The organism is Terrabacter terrigena, from assembly GCF_042676085.1.
GTDB lineage: Bacteria > Actinomycetota > Actinomycetes > Actinomycetales > Dermatophilaceae > Terrabacter > Terrabacter terrigena.
Genome location: NZ_JBHTKH010000019.1, coordinates 31,246 through 47,634 on the forward strand (window position 1 = coordinate 31,246; position 16,389 = coordinate 47,634).

Below are 16,389 nucleotides of genomic sequence, written 5' to 3' on the forward strand. Positions count from 1 at the left end.
CGCCTCAGCGGAGCGTCACCTGGCGGTTGGTGAGGCCGGCGCGCGCGCCACGCTCGGCGGCGGTGAGCGTCTCGGTCGAGGCGGCCGCGGCCTCGATGCGCTTCTTCATCTCGGCGACGGGCTTCTCGAAGTCGGCGGCCTCGGAGCCCGGGTCGACCTCCCAGACGGGGATCAGCAGACCACTCGAGCGGAAGCAGCCGAGCAGGCGGCCGTCGTCACCGAGGTGGCTGTCGCCCGCGGCGTGCAGGCGGGCGAGGGCACTGGTGGCGGTGTCCTCGTCGAACGGCAGCACCCAGCGCACGTAGGTGCGCTCGCCGATGCGGCACCAGAACGCCGACTGCGCCGCGTCGAGCTTCACGGTCGGGATGGCCGACTCGTTGGCGCGCTCGAGCGACTCCTTGCCGTCGGCGTCGAGCTCGGCGTCGGCGACCCAGAAGTCGAAGCCCTCGTGCAGCTGCATCTCGAAGGGCGCGTCGAGGTCGAGGACGTCCTGCAGGCGCGGGGTGTCGGCCATCGAGACGGGCAGCGCAGTCACCGGAGAGCCGGCGTCGGCGGCAGCGGCGAGCCCGATCGCCGCGGCGATGTCGCGGCTCGTGTCGCCGCTCGCGTTGCCGGACTGGATGCCGACGAGCACCTCGCCGCTCTCGCGGTGCAGGCCCGGCCACGCCAGCGGCAGCACCGTCGCGATCGTCACCTCGTCGGGGGCACCTTCGGGCGCCTTGCCCTTCGCGAAGCGCACCGTCGCGGTGGCGGCGGGGACGATCTCGCGCATCGCGACCCAGTCGGTCTCGTTGGGCAGCCCCTCGAAGGGGCGGGCCACGAACGGCGCCGGCTGCGGACGTGCGGAACGGTCGGTGCGCTCACCGCGCGGTCGACGAGATGCCTTACCCATGCGCGCCACCCTAGTGGCCGCCCCGGGGTCAGCCGAAGGCGGAGGCCAGCGGCCCGAGGGCGAGCACGTCATCGGCGGTCGCCAGCCCCACCGGGGCCACGAACGCGGTGGTCACACCGCGGTCCGCCAGGCGTGCGAGGCGCTCGGCGTGCTCCGCCGAGGTGCCCGCGTGGTGCCTGGCGGCGAAGGCCGCGGCCGGGATGCGCCCACGGTGTCGCTCGACGCGCGCCCACACGTCGTCGCGGTCGGAGCCCACCACCGGGAGGTCGAGCACCGTCGCGTAGGCCTCGGACACGTCGCGGCCCGCGGCACGCACCAGCTCGAGGTAGCGGTCGACCTTGCCGAGGCCGACCTCGTCGGAGGGGACGTTGCACCGTCGCCGACCGTGGCAGCGATGCGCAGCGACCGCGGGCCGCCCCCGCCGACGAGGACGGGGATGCGACCGGCGGGACGGGGGTAGGAGGTCGTCTCGGGCAGCGAGACCCGGCGTCCGGCATACGGCTTGGTGCCGGGGGCCCAGAGCGCCTTCATCAGCTCGACTCCCCGCTCGAGCGCATCGAGACGCTCTCCCGCAGAAGGGAACTCGAGGCCGTATGCCGTGTGCTCGCGTTCCCACCAGCCCGCACCGACCCCGACGAACGCACGCCCACCCGACAGCGCGGACAGGGTCGCGGCCGCCTTCGCGGTGATGCCCGGCTCGCGGAAGGTCACGGGCGTCACCAGTGTGCCGAGCTGCAGTCGGGTCGTGGACGCCGCGAGCGCCCCGAGGGTGACCCACGGCTCGGGGATCGGGTCCCACGCCCGCCCCACCTGGGGGATCTGGATGAGGTGGTCCATGAGGGCGATGCCGGCCAGTCCGGCGGCCTCGGCCGCCCCCGCGACGCCGCGCAGCCACGCGAGCAGGTCGCCCTCGGCCGGGAAGCGCGAGAGCTGGAGCACCACGCCACGCAGGCCCGACACCCCGCGCGGAGCGTCCGCGAGCGAGCGGTTCGCCTGCCGCCCGGTCGGTGCGGTCGCCCCGTCGCCCGGCGCCACGCGCTCGACCTGCCATCCCTCCGCGTCGAGCTCCGATGAGGCCAGCGCGACGGCGGCGAGCTGGCCCGTGAGGACGCGCGCCGGGACCGGGCGGTCGCGGGCGGCGTTGCGCGAACGGCATACGGCGGCGGGGGTGTCGAGCACGACCGCCACGGCGGGAAGGCCCGCGGAACGGGCGGCTTCCAGCCAGCGACGGCGCCGGGCGGCGTCGGTGCCGAGCGTGTCGACGACGGTCGTCAGGCCACGACCCAGACGGGCCATGACCACCTGCTCGAGGACGGCGAAGGCGTCGTCCGACGCGTCGAGGTCGTGCTCACCCCTGCCGACGACGCCACGCAGCGTGTCGGACGAGACGACCTCCGCGGCCCGGTAGCGGGCGGCCGCCCAGGTCGACTTGCCCGAGCCGGACGCGCCGACGAGGACGACGAGCGCGGGGTCGGGCAGCGTCACCTGCGGTGTCGGTCGGTGTCGGTCATCACCGGTCGTCGCCGGTCAGTGCGACCGGCGCCGCGACGGTCCACCGAGCGAGGCCCAGACGGTGCGGCCGTGCGGCTCGTCGATGACGCCCCACTCGTGGGCGAGGGAGCGCACGATGCGCAGGCCACGGCCACCGGGCGCCCACGTCGTCGGCGGCGCCGGGCGAGGGGCGGTGGGGCCCCCGCCGTCGGAGACCTCGACCTCGACGACGTTGTTCTTGACCTTCCAGTGGATGCGGATCGTGCCGTCGGCCAGCGGCTTGGCGTGCCGGATGGCGTTCGCGACGAGCTCGCTCACGACGATCTCCGCCTCGTCGATGACCTGCGAGGGCAGCTCGCGCGCGAGGAGGTCCTCGACGAGCTCCTTGCGGATGCGAGGTGCCGCGGACGGTGCCCACTGGATGCGGACCGTGCGCTTCTCGCCGAGCGGCGTGGCCGGCACGTTCGTCATCGGGGCTCTCCTTGCGATTGCTTCGGCTCGTCGGGCGTCCACACCGGCACGTGACCCGGTGTGGGCGCGAGGGCCGCTCCCCTGTGAGCTCGCCACGGTCAAACCTCCTCAACGGGCAATTCGCATGCACCCGTCGTCGAACGCTAACCAAACCTGCGCCGTACCTCAACGAACCTGTGAGTTTTTCCAGCGCCGACGCAGCGATGGGTTCGTATGGCGAGATCTAGGACGAGGACTAGAGCGCCGCAGACGAGCCCAGCCTCCAGGGCATGAGCACGGGTCTCTCCACACTCTTGCCAATCGAACAGTCGCGATATATCGTCAACCTATCGCGACTGTTCGTGAGTCGCGTCGAACGACAAGGAGAACCACCATGCACGGACACCGACACACCAGACGAGAGTCCGGGTTCGACAGCGGCTGGGGCGGCTGGGGCGGTCACGGGCCCGGCTTCGGCCCCGGACGCGGTCCCTGGGGCGGCCCCGGTCCCGGCGGTCGCGGACGACCCGGCCCGCCCCCGTGGGTCGCCGACCTCGTCCGTCATTTCGGCGGACCCGGCTTCGGCCCCGAGTTCGGCGGACGCCGCGGGCCCCGAGCCCGCCGCGGCGACGTCCGCGCCGCCATCCTCGACGTCCTCGCGGGCGACGAGATGAACGGCTACCAGCTCATCCAGCAGATCTCCGAGCGCACCGGCGGCGCGTGGAAGCCGAGCCCCGGCTCGGTCTACCCGACCGTCCAGCAGCTCGAGGACGAAGGCCTCGTCGAGGGACGCGACGTCGAGGGGCGGCGCCTGTTGCGCCTCACCGATGCGGGCCGCACCTACGTCGAGGAGAACGCCGAGGAGATGGCCGCCACCTGGCGTCCCTTCGAGGAGGCCTCCGAGGGCGAGGACGCACCGCAGCAGGAGCAGCGGGGCGGCAGCGACCTCATGCCGATCGTGGGCCAGGTGATGGGCGCCATGTGGCAGATCGTCACCACGGGCACCTCGCAGCAGCGGGCCGAGGCCGCCGAGATCCTCACCGAGACCCGGCGCAAGCTCTACCGGCTGCTCGCCGACGGCGATCCCGAGTGAGACCGTGGTGACCGGCCGCTGAGCCCGCCGGCACCCTGAGGCCGTCCGCACACCGAGTCCGGTGTGCGGGCGGCCTCACCGTGTGCCGGCGGCCTCGCCGTGTGCGGGCGATCCGGCGGGTCGGGCAGGATGTCGGCGTGACGACTCCCGCAGCCTCCGGCCTACTCGTCGCCGGCACCTCCTCAGACGCGGGCAAGTCGGTGGTCGTCGCCGGCCTCTGCCGAGCGCTCGTGCGGCGCGGGCTGCGGGTCGCGCCGTTCAAGGCCCAGAACATGTCGAACAACTCGATGGTGTGCCTCGACGGCGGCGAGATCGGCCGCGCCCAGTGGCTCCAGGCGGTCGCCGCGCGCGTCGAGCCGACGACGGCGATGAACCCCGTCCTGCTGAAGCCCGGCACCGACCGCCGCTCGTTCATCGTCGTGCGCGGCGAGCCCGCAGGCACGCTCGAAGCCGGCCAGTACGCCGCCGGGCGCGGCCATCTGCGCGACGCCGCCTTCGCGGCCTACCGCGAGCTGGCCGACGCATACGACCTCGTCGTCTGCGAGGGCGCCGGGTCGCCCGCCGAGATCAACCTGCGCGCGGGCGACTACGTGAACATGGGCCTCGCCACTGAGTTCGGGCTGCCCGTCGTCGTCGTCGGCGACATCGACCGCGGCGGCATCCTCGCCTCGCTCTACGGCACCTGGGCCCTGCTCGACGACGACGACCGTTCCCTGCTGAAGTCCTTCGTCATCAACAAGTTCCGCGGCGACGTGTCGGTGCTGGAGCCGGGTCTCGACGAGATCACCGAGCGCACCGGCGTGCCCTTCCACGGCGTCATCCCGTGGCTGCTCGACGTGTGGCTCGACAGCGAGGACACCCTCGAGGTCGGGCACTGGCGCGCCTCGACGGCCCTGTCGGCGACCGCACGCGACCGGCTCAAGGTCGCGGTGCTGCGGCTCCCCCGCATCTCCAACGCCACCGACGTCGACGCACTGGCCGCCGAGCCCGGCGTGGACGTGCTCGTGACCGTGGATGCCGCCGTGGCCGAGTCCGCCGACCTGCTCGTCATCCCCGGATCGCGTTCCACCGCAGGTGATCTGGCATGGCTGCGCGAACGCGGACTGGCCGAGGTCGTGACCCGCCGCGTCGCGGCAGGACGGCCCGTGCTCGGTGTCTGCGGCGGCTACCAGATGCTCGGGCACCAGATCGACGACGACGTCGAGGGCCGGGTCGGTGTCGTGCCGGGCCTCGGGCTACTGCCCGTGCACGTCGAGTTCGGCGAGACGAAGGTGCTCGCCCGGCCGACCGGGGCGTGGGACGGCCACGTCGTCGACACGGCCTACGAGATCCACCACGGCATCGCGTCGCGCGCCGGCTCCGGAGACGCCGACCCGTTCCTCGACGGATGGTCGACCGGTGCCGTGTGGGGGACCATGTGGCACGGGGCGTTCGAGAGCGACGGCTTCCGCCGGGCCTGGCTGTCGCACGTCGCGTCGGTCGCAGGCTCGCACTGGAAGCCGCAGGCCGGCGCAGCGGGCTTCGCCGAGCGGCGCGAGCGCATGCTCGACACCCTGGCCGATGCCCTCGAGGAGCACGTCGACCTCGAGGCGCTGCTCGACCTCACCCGCGCAGGAGGCGCCAGATGATCGACCGGATCCGCATCATCGGGATCGGCATGGGCAGTCCCGAGCACGTGACGGGCGAGGCTGCACAGGCACTTTCGACGGTCGACGTCTTCCTCGTCGCCGACAAGGGCGGCGCGAAGGCCGACCTCGTCGCGGCCCGGCAGCGGGTGTGCGACGCGCTCATCCCGTCGGACCACGCGTACCGCGTCGTCGAGGTCGCCGACCCGAAGCGCGGCCCGGACGCCGAACGCGACGACACGGCATACGGCCAGGGGGTGCGCGACTGGCACGCGGCGCGCGTCGACGCGTACGCAGAGGTCATCGACGGGCTCGGTGACGACGAGACGACGGTGGGGTTCCTCGTGTGGGGCGACCCCGCGTTCTACGACTCGACGATCCGGGTCGTCGACGCGCTCGTCGAGAGGTACGCGGCGGCCGGGGCCGACGTCGAGCACGACGTCATCGCCGGCATCAGCGCGCCGCAGCTGCTCGCCGCGCGGCACCGCATCCCCCTCAACCGCATCGGTGCGTCGATCCACGTCACGACCGGGCGTCGGCTCGTCGACGAGTACGACCCAGCCCTCGGCGACGTCGTCGTCATGCTCGACGGCGGCCTCGCCTGCACGGAGCTGGCCGACGCGTACCCCGACCTCGAGCTGTTCTGGGGCGCCTACCTCGGCTCGCCCGACGAGCTGCTCGTCCGGGGGCGGCTCGCCGACGTCATCGACGAGGTGCGACGGGTGCGCGCCGAGGCTCGCGAGCGGCACGGCTGGGTCATGGACACCTACCTGCTGCGGCAGCCGGCGGACACCCCGACGGTGCCGGCGGTGACCGGCTACCCGGAGACGGGCCCGCTGACCGACGGCGTCGTGGTCGTGCGGCCCGTCACGGCCGGCGACTGGCAGGTCGTGCGCGACGAGCACAACGACGAGGAGTCTCTGCGGTGGGACCTCTTCGGCAAGCCCTACACCGACGACGAGGCCCGGCAGAAGGCCGCCCAGGCCCGGCGCGAGTGGCGGTCGGGCCGGGCTGCGCGCTTCGTCATCGTCGACGCGGCCACCGGTGAGGGCGCGGGAGTCATCGGCGTCATGCGGATGGGACCTCCCGGGCTCGGGCTCCTCGGCTACGGCGTCGTGCCGGCGTTCCGGGGGCGCGGGTTCACCACCCGGGCGCTGCGGCTCGTGTCGCGCTGGGCGTTCGAGTCCGCCGGACTCGCGGTGCTCGAGCTGGGGCACAAGGCCGGCAACGTCGCGTCCGGCAAGGTCGCCGCGCGGGCCGGGTTCCGCGCCGAGGGCCGGCTGACCGCGCGGCTGCCCAACCCCGACGGCACCCGGTCCGACGAGATCTACTACTCGCTGACGAAGGAACGCTTCGACGCCGAAAGGCCAGAGTGAGCTGCTCGCACGCGTTCGACGCCGAAAGGCCAGAGTGAGCTGCTCGCACGCGCTACGGTGCGCTCGTGGATGACAGGGGAGGCGACACCACGGGAGCGGCGGCCGTCGTGGCCGTGCCTGACGACCGGCCGGTGCGTGCCCGGCAACCGCGGCTGCGGCGGCCTGCGGCCTGGTCACTGGGACTGGGCATCTCGTCCCTGCCCCCGCTGGTCCTCGGGGCTGCGTCGGCTCCTCCGTCCGACGGCTCCTACCGCGTGTCCACCGTGCTCCTCCTGGCCGCAGGAGTATTCGCGTGCGTCTGGCTGGTCCGGTTGCAGTGGTTGGTCGTGCGCGCGCGACACTCACCGACGTTGGTCCCCGATCTGGGGATGTGGGTGATGTGGGCTCTGCCCGTCGTGTCGTGGATCCTGCCGCCGGTGCGGATCTCGCGTCTGGACAAGGCGATCCACGGCAGGCGCTCGTGGATGGTCTGGGCATGGGGCGCGGGTTGGGCGCCGCTCACGATGCCCAGCCTCTGGTCACCCGACCGCAACGTCGACATCCCGGTCGGCGACAGGGCCTGGCTACTTGCAGCCACGGCAGTCGTGACGTTCGGTCTCTGGACCCTGACGGTCGTGCGGCTCACACGTGGGGCCGAGGTCGTCGCGCACGTCAGCGGTCTCGACGCGTAGGCGGCGTCGCGCGAGCCGCGCCGCTGCCTCTCTTCCCTAGACGCGGGCGAGGAAGTCGAGGACGCGCTGCTGCGCGAGGGCGGCGCCCTCGGGGTCGTATGCCGGAGCGCTGGGGTCGGCGAAGAGGTGGCCGCAGCCGGCATACGTGAAGAGCTCACCGTCGTCGGCGGCGGCCACGATCGCGCGGGCCGCGTCGACGTCGCCCTCGTCCATGAAGAGCTCGTCGGCCTCGCCGCCGTGCACCTGGACCGGCACGCCGTCGGGCCAGTCGGGCGCGAACTCGCCGAGCGGGATCGCGGAGTCGAGCAGCACGGCGCCCCGGGCGCCGGGGCGGGTCTGGGCGAGCTGCTGCGCGGCCATGACGCCGAGGGAGAAGCCGGCATACACGAGGGCGTCGGGGAGGCCGTCGGCCGCGGCGACGCCCTGGTCCTGCAGCTGCTGGAAGCCGATGGAGCGGGCGTTGGCCATGCCCTCGTCGAGCGTCGCGAAGCTCTGGCCCGCGTAGAGGTCGGGCGCGTGGACGGTGTGCCCCGCCGCGCGGAGGGCGTCGGCGAACGCGAGGAAGCCGGGGGTCTGGCCCAGCGCATGGTGGAAGAGGAGGACGTCGGCCATGCTTGCTCCTGTGATCGATGGTTGGCGCTGCTTTGATCCAACAACCTAGACTGATCCAACAATGTCGATCAATAGCCCGGACACCCCCGACTACGTCCTCCCCGACACCGTCGAGGTGACCACGCCCGCGCAGCTGCGGGCCATCGCCGACCCGTTGCGCTCGTCACTGCTCGACCTCACCCTCGAGCGGGCCGCCACCGTGTCGGAGCTCGCGACCGCGGTCGGGCGCCCCAGGAGCACGATCGCCCACCACGTCGGGGTGCTCGTCGACGCCGGCATGCTCAGGGTCGTCCGGACGCGCCGCGTGCGGGCCATCGACGAGCGCTTCTACGGACGCACGGGCCGCACCATCAACGTCGGGGTCGTCCGTCGTCCCGGCGACACGACGACGCCGGTGTGCGTCAACTCCCTGTCGGTGGCCGCCGCCGACTCGGTCGCGGCCCACGAGGACGACACCCTCTACTCGACGCTGCGCCACGTCCGCATCCCTCGCGAGAGCGCCTCCGAGTTCTGGCGCCGCGTGGAGGGGCTCGTCCGCGAGTTCACCTCGCTGCCGCGCGACGGCGCGACCGTCTACGGCTTCGCGGTCGGCCTCTACCCCACCGACCAGCCGGTCCTCCCCGACCCCGGCACCGCAACCGCCGACCTGACCGACTCCGACGACCTCACCGACTCCGACGACGCCTGACCGGCAGCTGACCGGCCTCCGGAGGACACTCGGAGGATGGCCAAGCGCAATCTGAAGTGCCTGATCCTCGGTCACAAGTACAGCCGTATGAAGCTGCGCGGCCGCACCATCCTCACCTGCAAGCGCTGCGGCGACGTCGACGTCGTGACGCACGACTTCCGCAACCTGCAGTTCTGAGCGGCCGTCAGTCCTCGAGGTCGCCCTCGACGTCGAGGTAGACCTGCTGCAGCTCGGCGAGCAGCTCCGCGTCCGGCTCCTCCCACAGCCCGCGGTCGACGGCCTCGTGCAGCCGCTCGACCATGCCGTGCAGCGCCCAGGGGTTGGCGTGCCGGAGGAAGTCGCGGTTCTCCTTGTCGAGCACGTACGTCTGCGCGAGCTGCTCGTACATCCAGTCGGTGACGACGCCGGCGGTCGCGTCGAACCCGAAGAGGTAGTCGACCGTCGCCGCCAGCTCGAACGCGCCCTTGTAGCCGTGCTTGCGCATGGCCGCGATCCACCGCGGGTTGACGACACGGGCGCGGAAGACGCGCGCCGTCTCCTCCGTGAGCGTGCGGGTGCGCACCGCCTCGGGAGTCGTCGAGTCGCCCACGTACGCCTTGGGCTCGCGCCCGGTCAGCGCGCGCACGGTCGCGACCATGCCGCCGTGGTACTGGAAGTAGTCGTCGCTGTCGGCGATGTCGTGCTCACGGGTGTCGATGTTCTTCGCGGCGACGTCCATCCGCGCGTACGTGCGCTCCATGTCGGCCCGAGCAGGTATGCCGTCCAGCTCGCGCCCGTAGGCGAAGCCGCCCCACGTGGCGTAGACCTCCGCGAGGTCGGCGTCGGTGCGCCAGTTGCCCGACTCGACGAGCGAGAGGATGCCGGCGCCGTAGGAGCCGGGCTTGCTGCCGAAGATGCGGGTCGTCGCCCGGCGGGTGTCGCCGTGGTCGGCGAGGTCGGTGGCGACGTGGGCGCGGAGGTAGTTGTCCTCGGGCCCCTCGTCGAGGTCGGCCACGAGGCGCACGGCGTCGTCGAGCATGGCGATGACGTGCGGGAACGCGTCGCGGAAGAAGCCCGAGATGCGCACGGTGACGTCGATGCGGGGCCGGCCCAGCTCGGCGAGCGGGATGGCGTCGAGGCCGACGACCCGGCGCGACATCTCGTCCCAGCGCGGGCGCACGCCGATGAGCGAGAGCACCTCGGCGATGTCGTCGCCCGACGTGCGCATCGCGGACGTGCCCCAGACCGACAGGCCCACCGAGCGCGGCCACTCGCCGGTGTCGGCGCGGTGCCGGGCGAGCAGGTCGTCGGCGAGGCGCTGGCCGGTCTCCCAGGCGAGTCGGCTCGGGATGGCCTTCGGGTCGACGGAGTAGAAGTTGCGACCGGTCGGCAGCACGTTGACGAGGCCGCGCAGCGGCGAGCCGGACGGGCCGGCCGGCACGTAGCCGCCGTCGAGGGCGTGCAGCACGGCGTCGATCTCGCCCGTCGTCGCGCGCAGGCGCGGCACCACCTCGCGGCAGGCGAAGGCCAGCGAACGGCATACGCCCTCGGTGTCGACGCCCGTGGTGTCGTCGCCCAGCTGGTCGCGCACGATCCCGGCGACCGCCCCGGCATCCCAGTCGGTCTCGGCGAGCGCGGTCACGAGGGCGGCCGCCTGCGCCTCGGTGTCGTCGACGGACGAGCGCTCGGACAGCCCCTCGCTCAGACCGAGTGCCGTGCGCAGCCCCGGCACGGCGCCCACGGCACCGGCGAAGACCTGGTTGGCCCGCAGGATCGCCAGCACGAGGTTGGCGAGGCCCTCCCCCGCGGGGGCCTCGCCAAGGATGTGGAGCCCGTCCCTGATCTGAACGTCCTTGACCTCGCACAGCCACCCGTCGACGTGCATGACGAACTCGTCGAACTCCTCGTCGTCGGGACGGTCGGTGAGGCCGAGGTCGTGGTGCATCTGGGCGGCCTGGATGAGGGTCCAGATCTCTGCGCGCAGGGCCGGCGCCTTGGCCGGGTCCATGACGGAGACGTTGCCGTACTCGTCGAGCAGCTGCTCGAGGCGGGCGATGTCGCCGTAGGACTCGGCACGCGCCATCGGCGGCACGAGGTGGTCGACGATCGTCGCGTGGGCGCGACGCTTGGCCTGGCTGCCCTCGCCCGGGTCGTTGACGAGGAACGGGTAGACGAGCGGGATCGAGCCGATCGTCGCATCGGGGCCGCAGGCGGCCGAGAGCGCGAGGTTCTTGCCCGGCAGCCACTCGAGGTTGCCGTGCTTGCCCATGTGGACGACAGCGTGGGCGCCGAAGTCCCTTGCCAGCCAGTCGTAGACGGCGAGGTAGTGGTGCGTGGGCGGCAGGTCGGGGTCGTGGTAGATCGCGATCGGGTTCTCGCCGAAGCCGCGCGGGGGCTGGACGAGGATGACGACGTTGCCGGCGCGCAGGCTCGCCGCGACGAGCTCACCCCCGGCGTCGGCGTGCCGGTCGACGAACACGTCGCCCGGCGCCTCGCCCCAGTGCTCGGTGACGGCGGCACGCAGCTCGTCGGGCAGCCGGTCGAAGTGCTCCCGGTAGCGGGCGGCCGGGATGCGCACCGGCTGGCCGCTCAGCTGCTCCTGCGTGAGCCAGTCCTCGTCCTGGCCGCCGGCCTCGATGAGGGCGTGGATGAGGGCGTTGCCGGCCGTGGTGTCGGGCGTCTCCCCCTCGACGGGCTCGAGCGGCCCCGTGCCGGGGATCGCGCCGGGGGCGCCCAGGTCGTAACCGGCGTCCCGCATCGCCCGTAGCAGCCGGATGATCGAGACCGGGGTGTCGAGCCCGACGGCGTTGCCGATGCGCGAGTGCTTCGACGGGTACGCCGACAGGACGACCGCGATGCGGCGCTCGGCGGGCGGGGTGTGCCGCAGGCGTGCGTGGTTGACGGCGAGCGTGGCCAAGCGAGCGCAGCGCTCGGGGTCGGCCACGTAGTGCGGGAGCCCGTCGCCGTCGATCTCCTTGAACGAGAAGGCGTTCGCGATGAGCCGTCCGTCGAACTCGGGCACCGCGACCTGGGTCGCGACGTCGAGCGGGCTCATGCCGTCGTCGCTCGCGTCCCACTGCTCTCGGCTCCAGGTGAGGCACAGGCCCTGGATGATCGGCACGTCGAGCGCGGCGAGCGCCTGCACGTCCCACGCTTCGTCGTCCTCGCCCGCACTCGCGGTGCCCGGCTTCGTGCCCCCCGCCGCCAGCACCGTCGTGACGAGGACGTCGTAGGCCGTGAGGTGCTCGAGCAGGTCGGCAGGGGCATCGCGAAGCGACGACACGTGCACCGGCACGCCGATGCCGCCGGCCGCGTCGACCGCGTCGGCGAGCGCGTGGACGTAGGCGGTGTTCTCGGCGGCGTACTGGGCTCGGTAGAAGAGGATCCCGACGCGCGGGCGGGGAGCAGCGCCCGCGGCGTCGGGAGTCGGGAGGGGCACGGGGTGCGCCCCGGGCCGGTCGAGCACTCCCCAGGCCGGGAGCGGCGCGGGCGGCTCGAAGCCCTCACCGGTCATGAGCACCGTGTCGCCGAGGAAGGCGTGCAGCTCGCGGAGGTTGGCAGCGCCGCCCTCGGCGAGATAGCGGTGCGCCTCGGCGACGACCCCGGGCGCCACGGTCGAGAGGTCCATGAGCGAGGCGTTCGGGGTCTGCTCGCCACCGAGCACGACCATGGGCTTTCCCGTCACGCGGAGCCGGCGGAAGCCGTCGCAGAGGTCCTGGGGCCCTCCGAGGATGCGGGCGACGACGATGTCGGCAGCCTCGATCGCCTCGGCCATCGACGTGTGACCGGGCCGGGACGGGTTGGCGAGCACGTAGTCGGCACCGCTGCCGCGGGCGCACAGCAGGTCGGTGTCAGACGTCGAGAGCAGCGCGATGCGCGTCACTGGAACTCCTCGGCGGGGTGTCCACGCCCCGCGGTCGAAAGGAAAGAGAAGCGCTGCCGGCAGTTCCTGACTCACCGCCTCCCTCACGGGTGGCGACTCACAGTGGCGGGACCGTCCCGGACTCTCACCGGGTTCCTGGTCGACGACGCTGCGCCCACCATAGCCCGAGACGGGCGCCTTGACGCGGACGGGGCCGGCCCTACGATGTGCCGCGTGACCGCCCCCACGAGCCCAGCGCGCGAGGCCGCCGACGCCTGCCCGGGCATCGCGCGGCCCTTCTCCGCGGCGGACGGCTCGATCGTCCGGCTGCGCCCGGCTGCTCAGCCCGTGCCGGTGGGGGCCCTGTCACAGCTGCTCGATGTCGTTGCAGGACAAGATGATCCGGCCATCCAGCTCACCTCCCGTGCAGCCCTCCAGCTGCGCGGCCTGCCCGATCCACTGACCGCGGACGTGCGGGCGGCGATCATCGCGACGGGCCTCGTGCCGACGCCGAGCCACGAGCTGGTCCGGAACCTCGTCTCGTCGCCACTGTCTGGGCTCGACGGGGGCGGGCGGTGTGACGTGCGTCCCCTCGTCGCCGCTCTCGACGAGGCACTCTGCAGCGAACCCGCGCTCTCCCGCCTGGGCGGACGGTTCCTCTTCGCCCTCGACGACGGACGTGGGGACGTCGTCGGGGAAACGTTCGACCTTGCATTCCTCGCGACGGCGCCCGACCGCGGCGTCGTGCTCGCAGGCTCCCGGCCGGGGGGCTGGGCAGTGCCGCTCGACGAGGCGGTGCCGACTCTCGTCGGGCTCGCACTCGAGTTCGCCGAGCGCACCCGGGGAGGAGCGACCGCCTGGCACGTCGACGAGCTCACCGAGCCGCTCGGCCCGGTCCCCACGGCCACCGCCACACCGACTCCTGCACCCGCCCGCCCACTCGGCGCGGTCGCCGAGCACGCCGTGGTCGCCGTGCCACTCGGCCTCCTGCGCCGCCGGCACGTCGACGCACTGGCCCGGGTCGCCGACTCCGTACGCGTGACGCCGTGGCGCTCGCTCGTGGTCGAGCAGGGCGCGGCCCACCTGGCAGCCCTCGAGGCCGCCGGGCTCGCGACCCACGACGGCTCACCGTGGCACCGCCTCCACGCCTGCACCGGGCTGCCCGGGTGCGCCCGGTCAGCGGTCGACACCCGCGCCATGGCTGCTGAGCTGGCACCCGAGCTGCCGGCGGGCGTGCTGCCCGTGCACGTCAGCGGGTGCGAGCGTCGGTGCGGGACACCCTCGACGGCATACGTCGACGTGCTCGCACCGCGCTCCCTCGACGACGCGCTCGCCGTCATCCACGCCGCACCACACGCTTCGCCCCACGCCGCCGCCAGCACCGCCCCGGAGACCGCATGACGACCCCCCCGACCCGCCGCTACGCGTACGAGACGGACGGCGCCGAGATCTACCGGCGGTCCTTCGCCACCATCCGGGCGGAGGCCCGGCTCGACCACCTGCCCCAGGACGCCCGCGTCGTCGCGGTGCGGATGGTCCACGCGAGCGGAGACGTCGACCTCACCGACCACATCGCGGTCCACCCGGGTCTCGTCGCGGCGGCACGTGAGGCCCTCCAGGCCGGTGCACCGATCCTCACCGATGCCCACATGATCGCGTCGGGCATCACCCGGGCGCGGCTGCCGCACGACAACGAGGTCGTGTGCACGCTCCGCGACGATCGTGTTCCGGACCTCGCAAAGGCTTGGGGCACAACGCGGTCCGCCGCTGCGGTGTCCCTCTGGGGCGAGCGCGTCGAGGGTGCCGTCGTCGCCATCGGCAACGCACCGACCGCCCTCTTCCACCTGCTCGAGACGATCGCCGACGGCGGCCCGCGGCCGGCCGCGATCGTCGGCATCCCGGTCGGCTTCATCGGGTCGGCCGAGTCGAAGGTCGCCCTCGCCGAGAACCCGTTCGACATCCCCTGGCTCGTCGTCCACGGGCGCCGTGGAGGCTCGGCCCTCGCCGCCTCCGCCGTCAACGCGCTCGCCCGCGAGGAGGAGCTGTGAAGGGCTGGCTGCGCGGGGTGGGGGTGGGCCCCGGCGACCCGGAGCTCGTCACCGTCAAGGCCGCCCGCCTCATCGGCGAGGCCGACGTCGTCGCCTTCCACAGCGGCCCGCGGGGCGACTCCATCGCCCGCCGGATCGCGTCCACCTACTTCCGCGACGACGTCATCGAGGAGCTGCTCGTCTACCCCGTGACGACCGGCTCGACCGACCACCCGCTCGGCTACCACGGCCTCATGGCCGACTTCTACGACGACTCAGCGGATCGCCTTGCGGCACACCTGGACTCGGGTCGCAACGTCGTGGTCCTCGCCGAGGGCGACCCGCTCTTCTACGGCACGTACATGTACCTGCACGATCGCCTCGCCGACCGCTACGACACCGCCGTCGTGCCCGGCGTGACGTCGGTGAGCGGCAGCGCGGCAGCCGTGGCGACCGGCCTGTGCCGTCATGAGGACGTGCTGACGATCCTGCCCGGCACGCTGCCGGTGCCCGAGCTGGCTCGCCGTCTCGCCGACACCGAGGCGGCGGTCGTCATGAAGCTCGGGCGTACCTTCGAGAACGTCCGCGAGGCGCTGCGCCAGGCCGGACGGCTCGACGACGCACGCTACGTCGAGCGGGCGAGCTCCGACGCGGAGCGAGTGCTGCGCGTCGTCGACGTGGACCCCATGACGGTGCCGTACATGTCGATGGTCGTCGTGCCGGGCAAGGACCTGCGCGCCGACGCTGCTGGTCGAGCCGCGTCATCCACCCCAGCCAGTGGGACGGCTCCCCTGGCGGCCGGCGTCAGCCCGGCGCATGGGGTTGCGGGCGAGGTCGTCGTCGTCGGCCTCGGCCCGGGCCCCGACCGGTGGCTCACCCCCGAGGCCTCGGCTGCCCTCGCCGAGGTGGCTCACGTCGTCGGCTACGCGCCCTACGTCAACCGCGTACCGCAGCGTGAGGGTCTGACCCGGCACGCGTCGGGCAACACCGTCGAGGTCGACCGTGCCCGTGACGCCCTGGAGCTGGCCCGCAAGGGCGAGCGGGTCGCGGTCGTGTCGGGCGGCGATGCCGGCGTCTTCGGGATGGCGTCCGCCGTCTTCGAGGCGGCGGAGACCCACGGATACGGAGACGTGCCGGTGCGGGTCGTGCCCGGCGTCACCGCCGCGCAGGCCGTCGCCGCACGAGCGGGCGCGCCCCTGGGCGGCGACTTCGCGGTCATGTCGCTCTCCGACCGCCTCAAGCCGTGGGACGTCATCGAGCGCCGCCTGCGTGCGGCGGCCGCAGCCGACCTCGTCATCGCGCTCTACAACCCCGCCTCGCGCAGCCGCACCGAACAGGTCGCCCGGGCACGCGAGGCCCTGCTCGAGGAGCGGGGAGGCGACACCGTCGTCGTCGTCGGTCGCGACGTCGGCCGCGCCGAGGAGTCGCTCACCGTCACGACACTGGACGCCCTCGACCCGGCGAGCATCGACATGAAGTGCCTCGTCATCGTGTGCGCGACCGGCACGAGGGTCACGGCGTCGGGCCAGGTCTGGACGCCGCGCTTCGTGCACTGAGCCGCGCTGCGGCACGTCAGGGACCGGCCTCGTCACGGTCGCAGACATGCGGGCAGGGACCCTGCGG

The 16,389-nt window shown here is 73.1% G+C and carries 14 protein-coding genes and 1 riboswitch; of the genes, 9 read left to right on the forward strand and 5 right to left on the reverse strand.

Annotated features, from left to right (window positions below; genetic code table 11):
• Positions 1-4: 4 nt before the first annotated feature.
• From ACFQ2V_RS19240 to ACFQ2V_RS19250, 3 genes are all read right to left on the reverse strand, one after another.
• A complete protein-coding gene (locus ACFQ2V_RS19240; protein WP_386054558.1) occupies positions 5-892 on the reverse strand; it encodes a DUF5926 family protein in 888 nt (295 codons plus the stop codon).
• A gap of 111 nt (positions 893-1,003) precedes the next feature.
• Complete coding sequence (locus ACFQ2V_RS19245) at positions 1,004-2,377, reverse strand: LLM class flavin-dependent oxidoreductase (RefSeq protein ID WP_386054559.1); 1,374 nt, start codon at positions 2,375-2,377, stop codon at positions 1,004-1,006.
• A gap of 42 nt (positions 2,378-2,419) precedes the next feature.
• The gene (locus ACFQ2V_RS19250) at positions 2,420-2,854 is read right to left on the reverse strand and encodes an ATP-binding protein (protein ID WP_386054560.1); all 435 of its coding nucleotides are present in this window, start codon (positions 2,852-2,854) and stop codon (positions 2,420-2,422) included.
• Between the two features lie 373 nt (positions 2,855-3,227).
• On the opposite strand from ACFQ2V_RS19250, the gene ACFQ2V_RS19255 reads away from it, so the two are divergent.
• The 4 genes from ACFQ2V_RS19255 to ACFQ2V_RS19270 all read left to right on the forward strand — a co-directional run bounded on the left by ACFQ2V_RS19255 (position 3,228) and on the right by ACFQ2V_RS19270 (position 7,598).
• On the forward strand, positions 3,228-3,926 hold the full coding sequence (locus tag ACFQ2V_RS19255) for a PadR family transcriptional regulator (protein ID WP_386054561.1): 699 nt from the start codon (positions 3,228-3,230) through the stop codon (positions 3,924-3,926).
• Between the two features lie 137 nt (positions 3,927-4,063).
• The gene (locus ACFQ2V_RS19260) at positions 4,064-5,554 is read left to right on the forward strand and encodes a cobyric acid synthase (protein WP_386054562.1); all 1,491 of its coding nucleotides are present in this window, start codon (positions 4,064-4,066) and stop codon (positions 5,552-5,554) included.
• Positions 5,551-6,927: a precorrin-6A synthase (deacetylating) gene (cobF, locus tag ACFQ2V_RS19265; protein WP_386054563.1), complete on the forward strand. Its 1,377-nt coding sequence runs from the start codon at positions 5,551-5,553 to the stop codon at positions 6,925-6,927. Before ACFQ2V_RS19260 ends, cobF begins: the two co-directional genes overlap by 4 nt.
• A 65-nt stretch (positions 6,928-6,992) precedes the next feature.
• Positions 6,993-7,598: a hypothetical protein gene (locus ACFQ2V_RS19270; RefSeq protein WP_386054564.1), complete on the forward strand. Its 606-nt coding sequence runs from the start codon at positions 6,993-6,995 to the stop codon at positions 7,596-7,598.
• 36 nt (positions 7,599-7,634) lie between these two features.
• On the opposite strand, the gene ACFQ2V_RS19275 is transcribed toward ACFQ2V_RS19270, so the two are convergent.
• On the reverse strand, positions 7,635-8,210 hold the full coding sequence (locus ACFQ2V_RS19275) for a dienelactone hydrolase family protein (RefSeq protein ID WP_386054565.1): 576 nt from the start codon (positions 8,208-8,210) through the stop codon (positions 7,635-7,637).
• A 61-nt stretch (positions 8,211-8,271) separates the two neighbouring features.
• Between ACFQ2V_RS19275 and ACFQ2V_RS19280 the strand changes: the two genes are divergently transcribed.
• Both ACFQ2V_RS19280 and ACFQ2V_RS19285 read left to right on the forward strand, forming a co-directional pair.
• On the forward strand, positions 8,272-8,898 hold the full coding sequence (locus ACFQ2V_RS19280; RefSeq protein WP_386054566.1) for an ArsR/SmtB family transcription factor: 627 nt from the start codon (positions 8,272-8,274) through the stop codon (positions 8,896-8,898).
• Positions 8,899-8,934: 36 nt separating this feature from the next.
• Positions 8,935-9,075 carry a hypothetical protein gene (locus tag ACFQ2V_RS19285; RefSeq protein WP_386054567.1) on the forward strand — a complete coding sequence of 47 codons (141 nt, stop codon included), beginning with the start codon at positions 8,935-8,937 and terminating at the stop codon, positions 9,073-9,075.
• 7 nt (positions 9,076-9,082) lie between these two features.
• On the opposite strand, the gene cobN is transcribed toward ACFQ2V_RS19285, so the two are convergent.
• The gene (gene cobN / locus ACFQ2V_RS19290; RefSeq protein WP_386054568.1) at positions 9,083-12,760 is read right to left on the reverse strand and encodes a cobaltochelatase subunit CobN; all 3,678 of its coding nucleotides are present in this window, start codon (positions 12,758-12,760) and stop codon (positions 9,083-9,085) included.
• Between the two features lie 41 nt (positions 12,761-12,801).
• Positions 12,802-12,934, reverse strand: a riboswitch (cobalamin riboswitch).
• A 39-nt stretch (positions 12,935-12,973) separates the two neighbouring features.
• Here cobN and ACFQ2V_RS19295 point away from each other — a divergent pair.
• Genes ACFQ2V_RS19295 through ACFQ2V_RS19305 form a run of 3 tightly spaced genes read left to right on the forward strand, consistent with a single transcriptional unit; the run spans position 12,974 to position 16,322 of the window.
• Positions 12,974-14,140, forward strand: coding sequence for a precorrin-3B synthase (locus ACFQ2V_RS19295; RefSeq protein WP_386054569.1), 1,167 nt, complete (start codon positions 12,974-12,976; stop codon positions 14,138-14,140).
• A complete protein-coding gene (locus ACFQ2V_RS19300; protein ID WP_386054570.1) occupies positions 14,137-14,787 on the forward strand; it encodes a precorrin-8X methylmutase in 651 nt (216 codons plus the stop codon). The genes ACFQ2V_RS19295 and ACFQ2V_RS19300 overlap by 4 nt, the downstream gene beginning before the upstream one ends.
• Positions 14,784-16,322: a precorrin-2 C(20)-methyltransferase gene (locus tag ACFQ2V_RS19305; RefSeq protein WP_386054571.1), complete on the forward strand. Its 1,539-nt coding sequence runs from the start codon at positions 14,784-14,786 to the stop codon at positions 16,320-16,322. The genes ACFQ2V_RS19300 and ACFQ2V_RS19305 overlap by 4 nt, the downstream gene beginning before the upstream one ends.
• Positions 16,323-16,389 lie beyond the last annotated feature (67 nt).

Bases quoted from the DNA above. Each gene is read 5' to 3' on its own strand.
- ACFQ2V_RS19240 (WP_386054558.1), bottom strand. From the start codon at position 892: ATGGGTAAGGCATCTCGTCGACCGCGCGGTGAGCGCACCGACCGTTCC.
- ACFQ2V_RS19250 (WP_386054560.1), bottom strand. From the start codon at position 2,854: ATGACGAACGTGCCGGCCACGCCGCTCGGCGAGAAGCGCACGGTCCGC.
- ACFQ2V_RS19255 (WP_386054561.1), top strand. From the start codon at position 3,228: ATGCACGGACACCGACACACCAGACGAGAGTCCGGGTTCGACAGCGGC.
- cobF (WP_386054563.1), top strand. From the start codon at position 5,551: ATGATCGACCGGATCCGCATCATCGGGATCGGCATGGGCAGTCCCGAG.
- ACFQ2V_RS19275 (WP_386054565.1), bottom strand. From the start codon at position 8,210: ATGGCCGACGTCCTCCTCTTCCACCATGCGCTGGGCCAGACCCCCGGC.
- ACFQ2V_RS19280 (WP_386054566.1), top strand. From the start codon at position 8,272: ATGTCGATCAATAGCCCGGACACCCCCGACTACGTCCTCCCCGACACC.
- ACFQ2V_RS19285 (WP_386054567.1), top strand. From the start codon at position 8,935: ATGGCCAAGCGCAATCTGAAGTGCCTGATCCTCGGTCACAAGTACAGC.
- ACFQ2V_RS19300 (WP_386054570.1), top strand. From the start codon at position 14,137: ATGACGACCCCCCCGACCCGCCGCTACGCGTACGAGACGGACGGCGCC.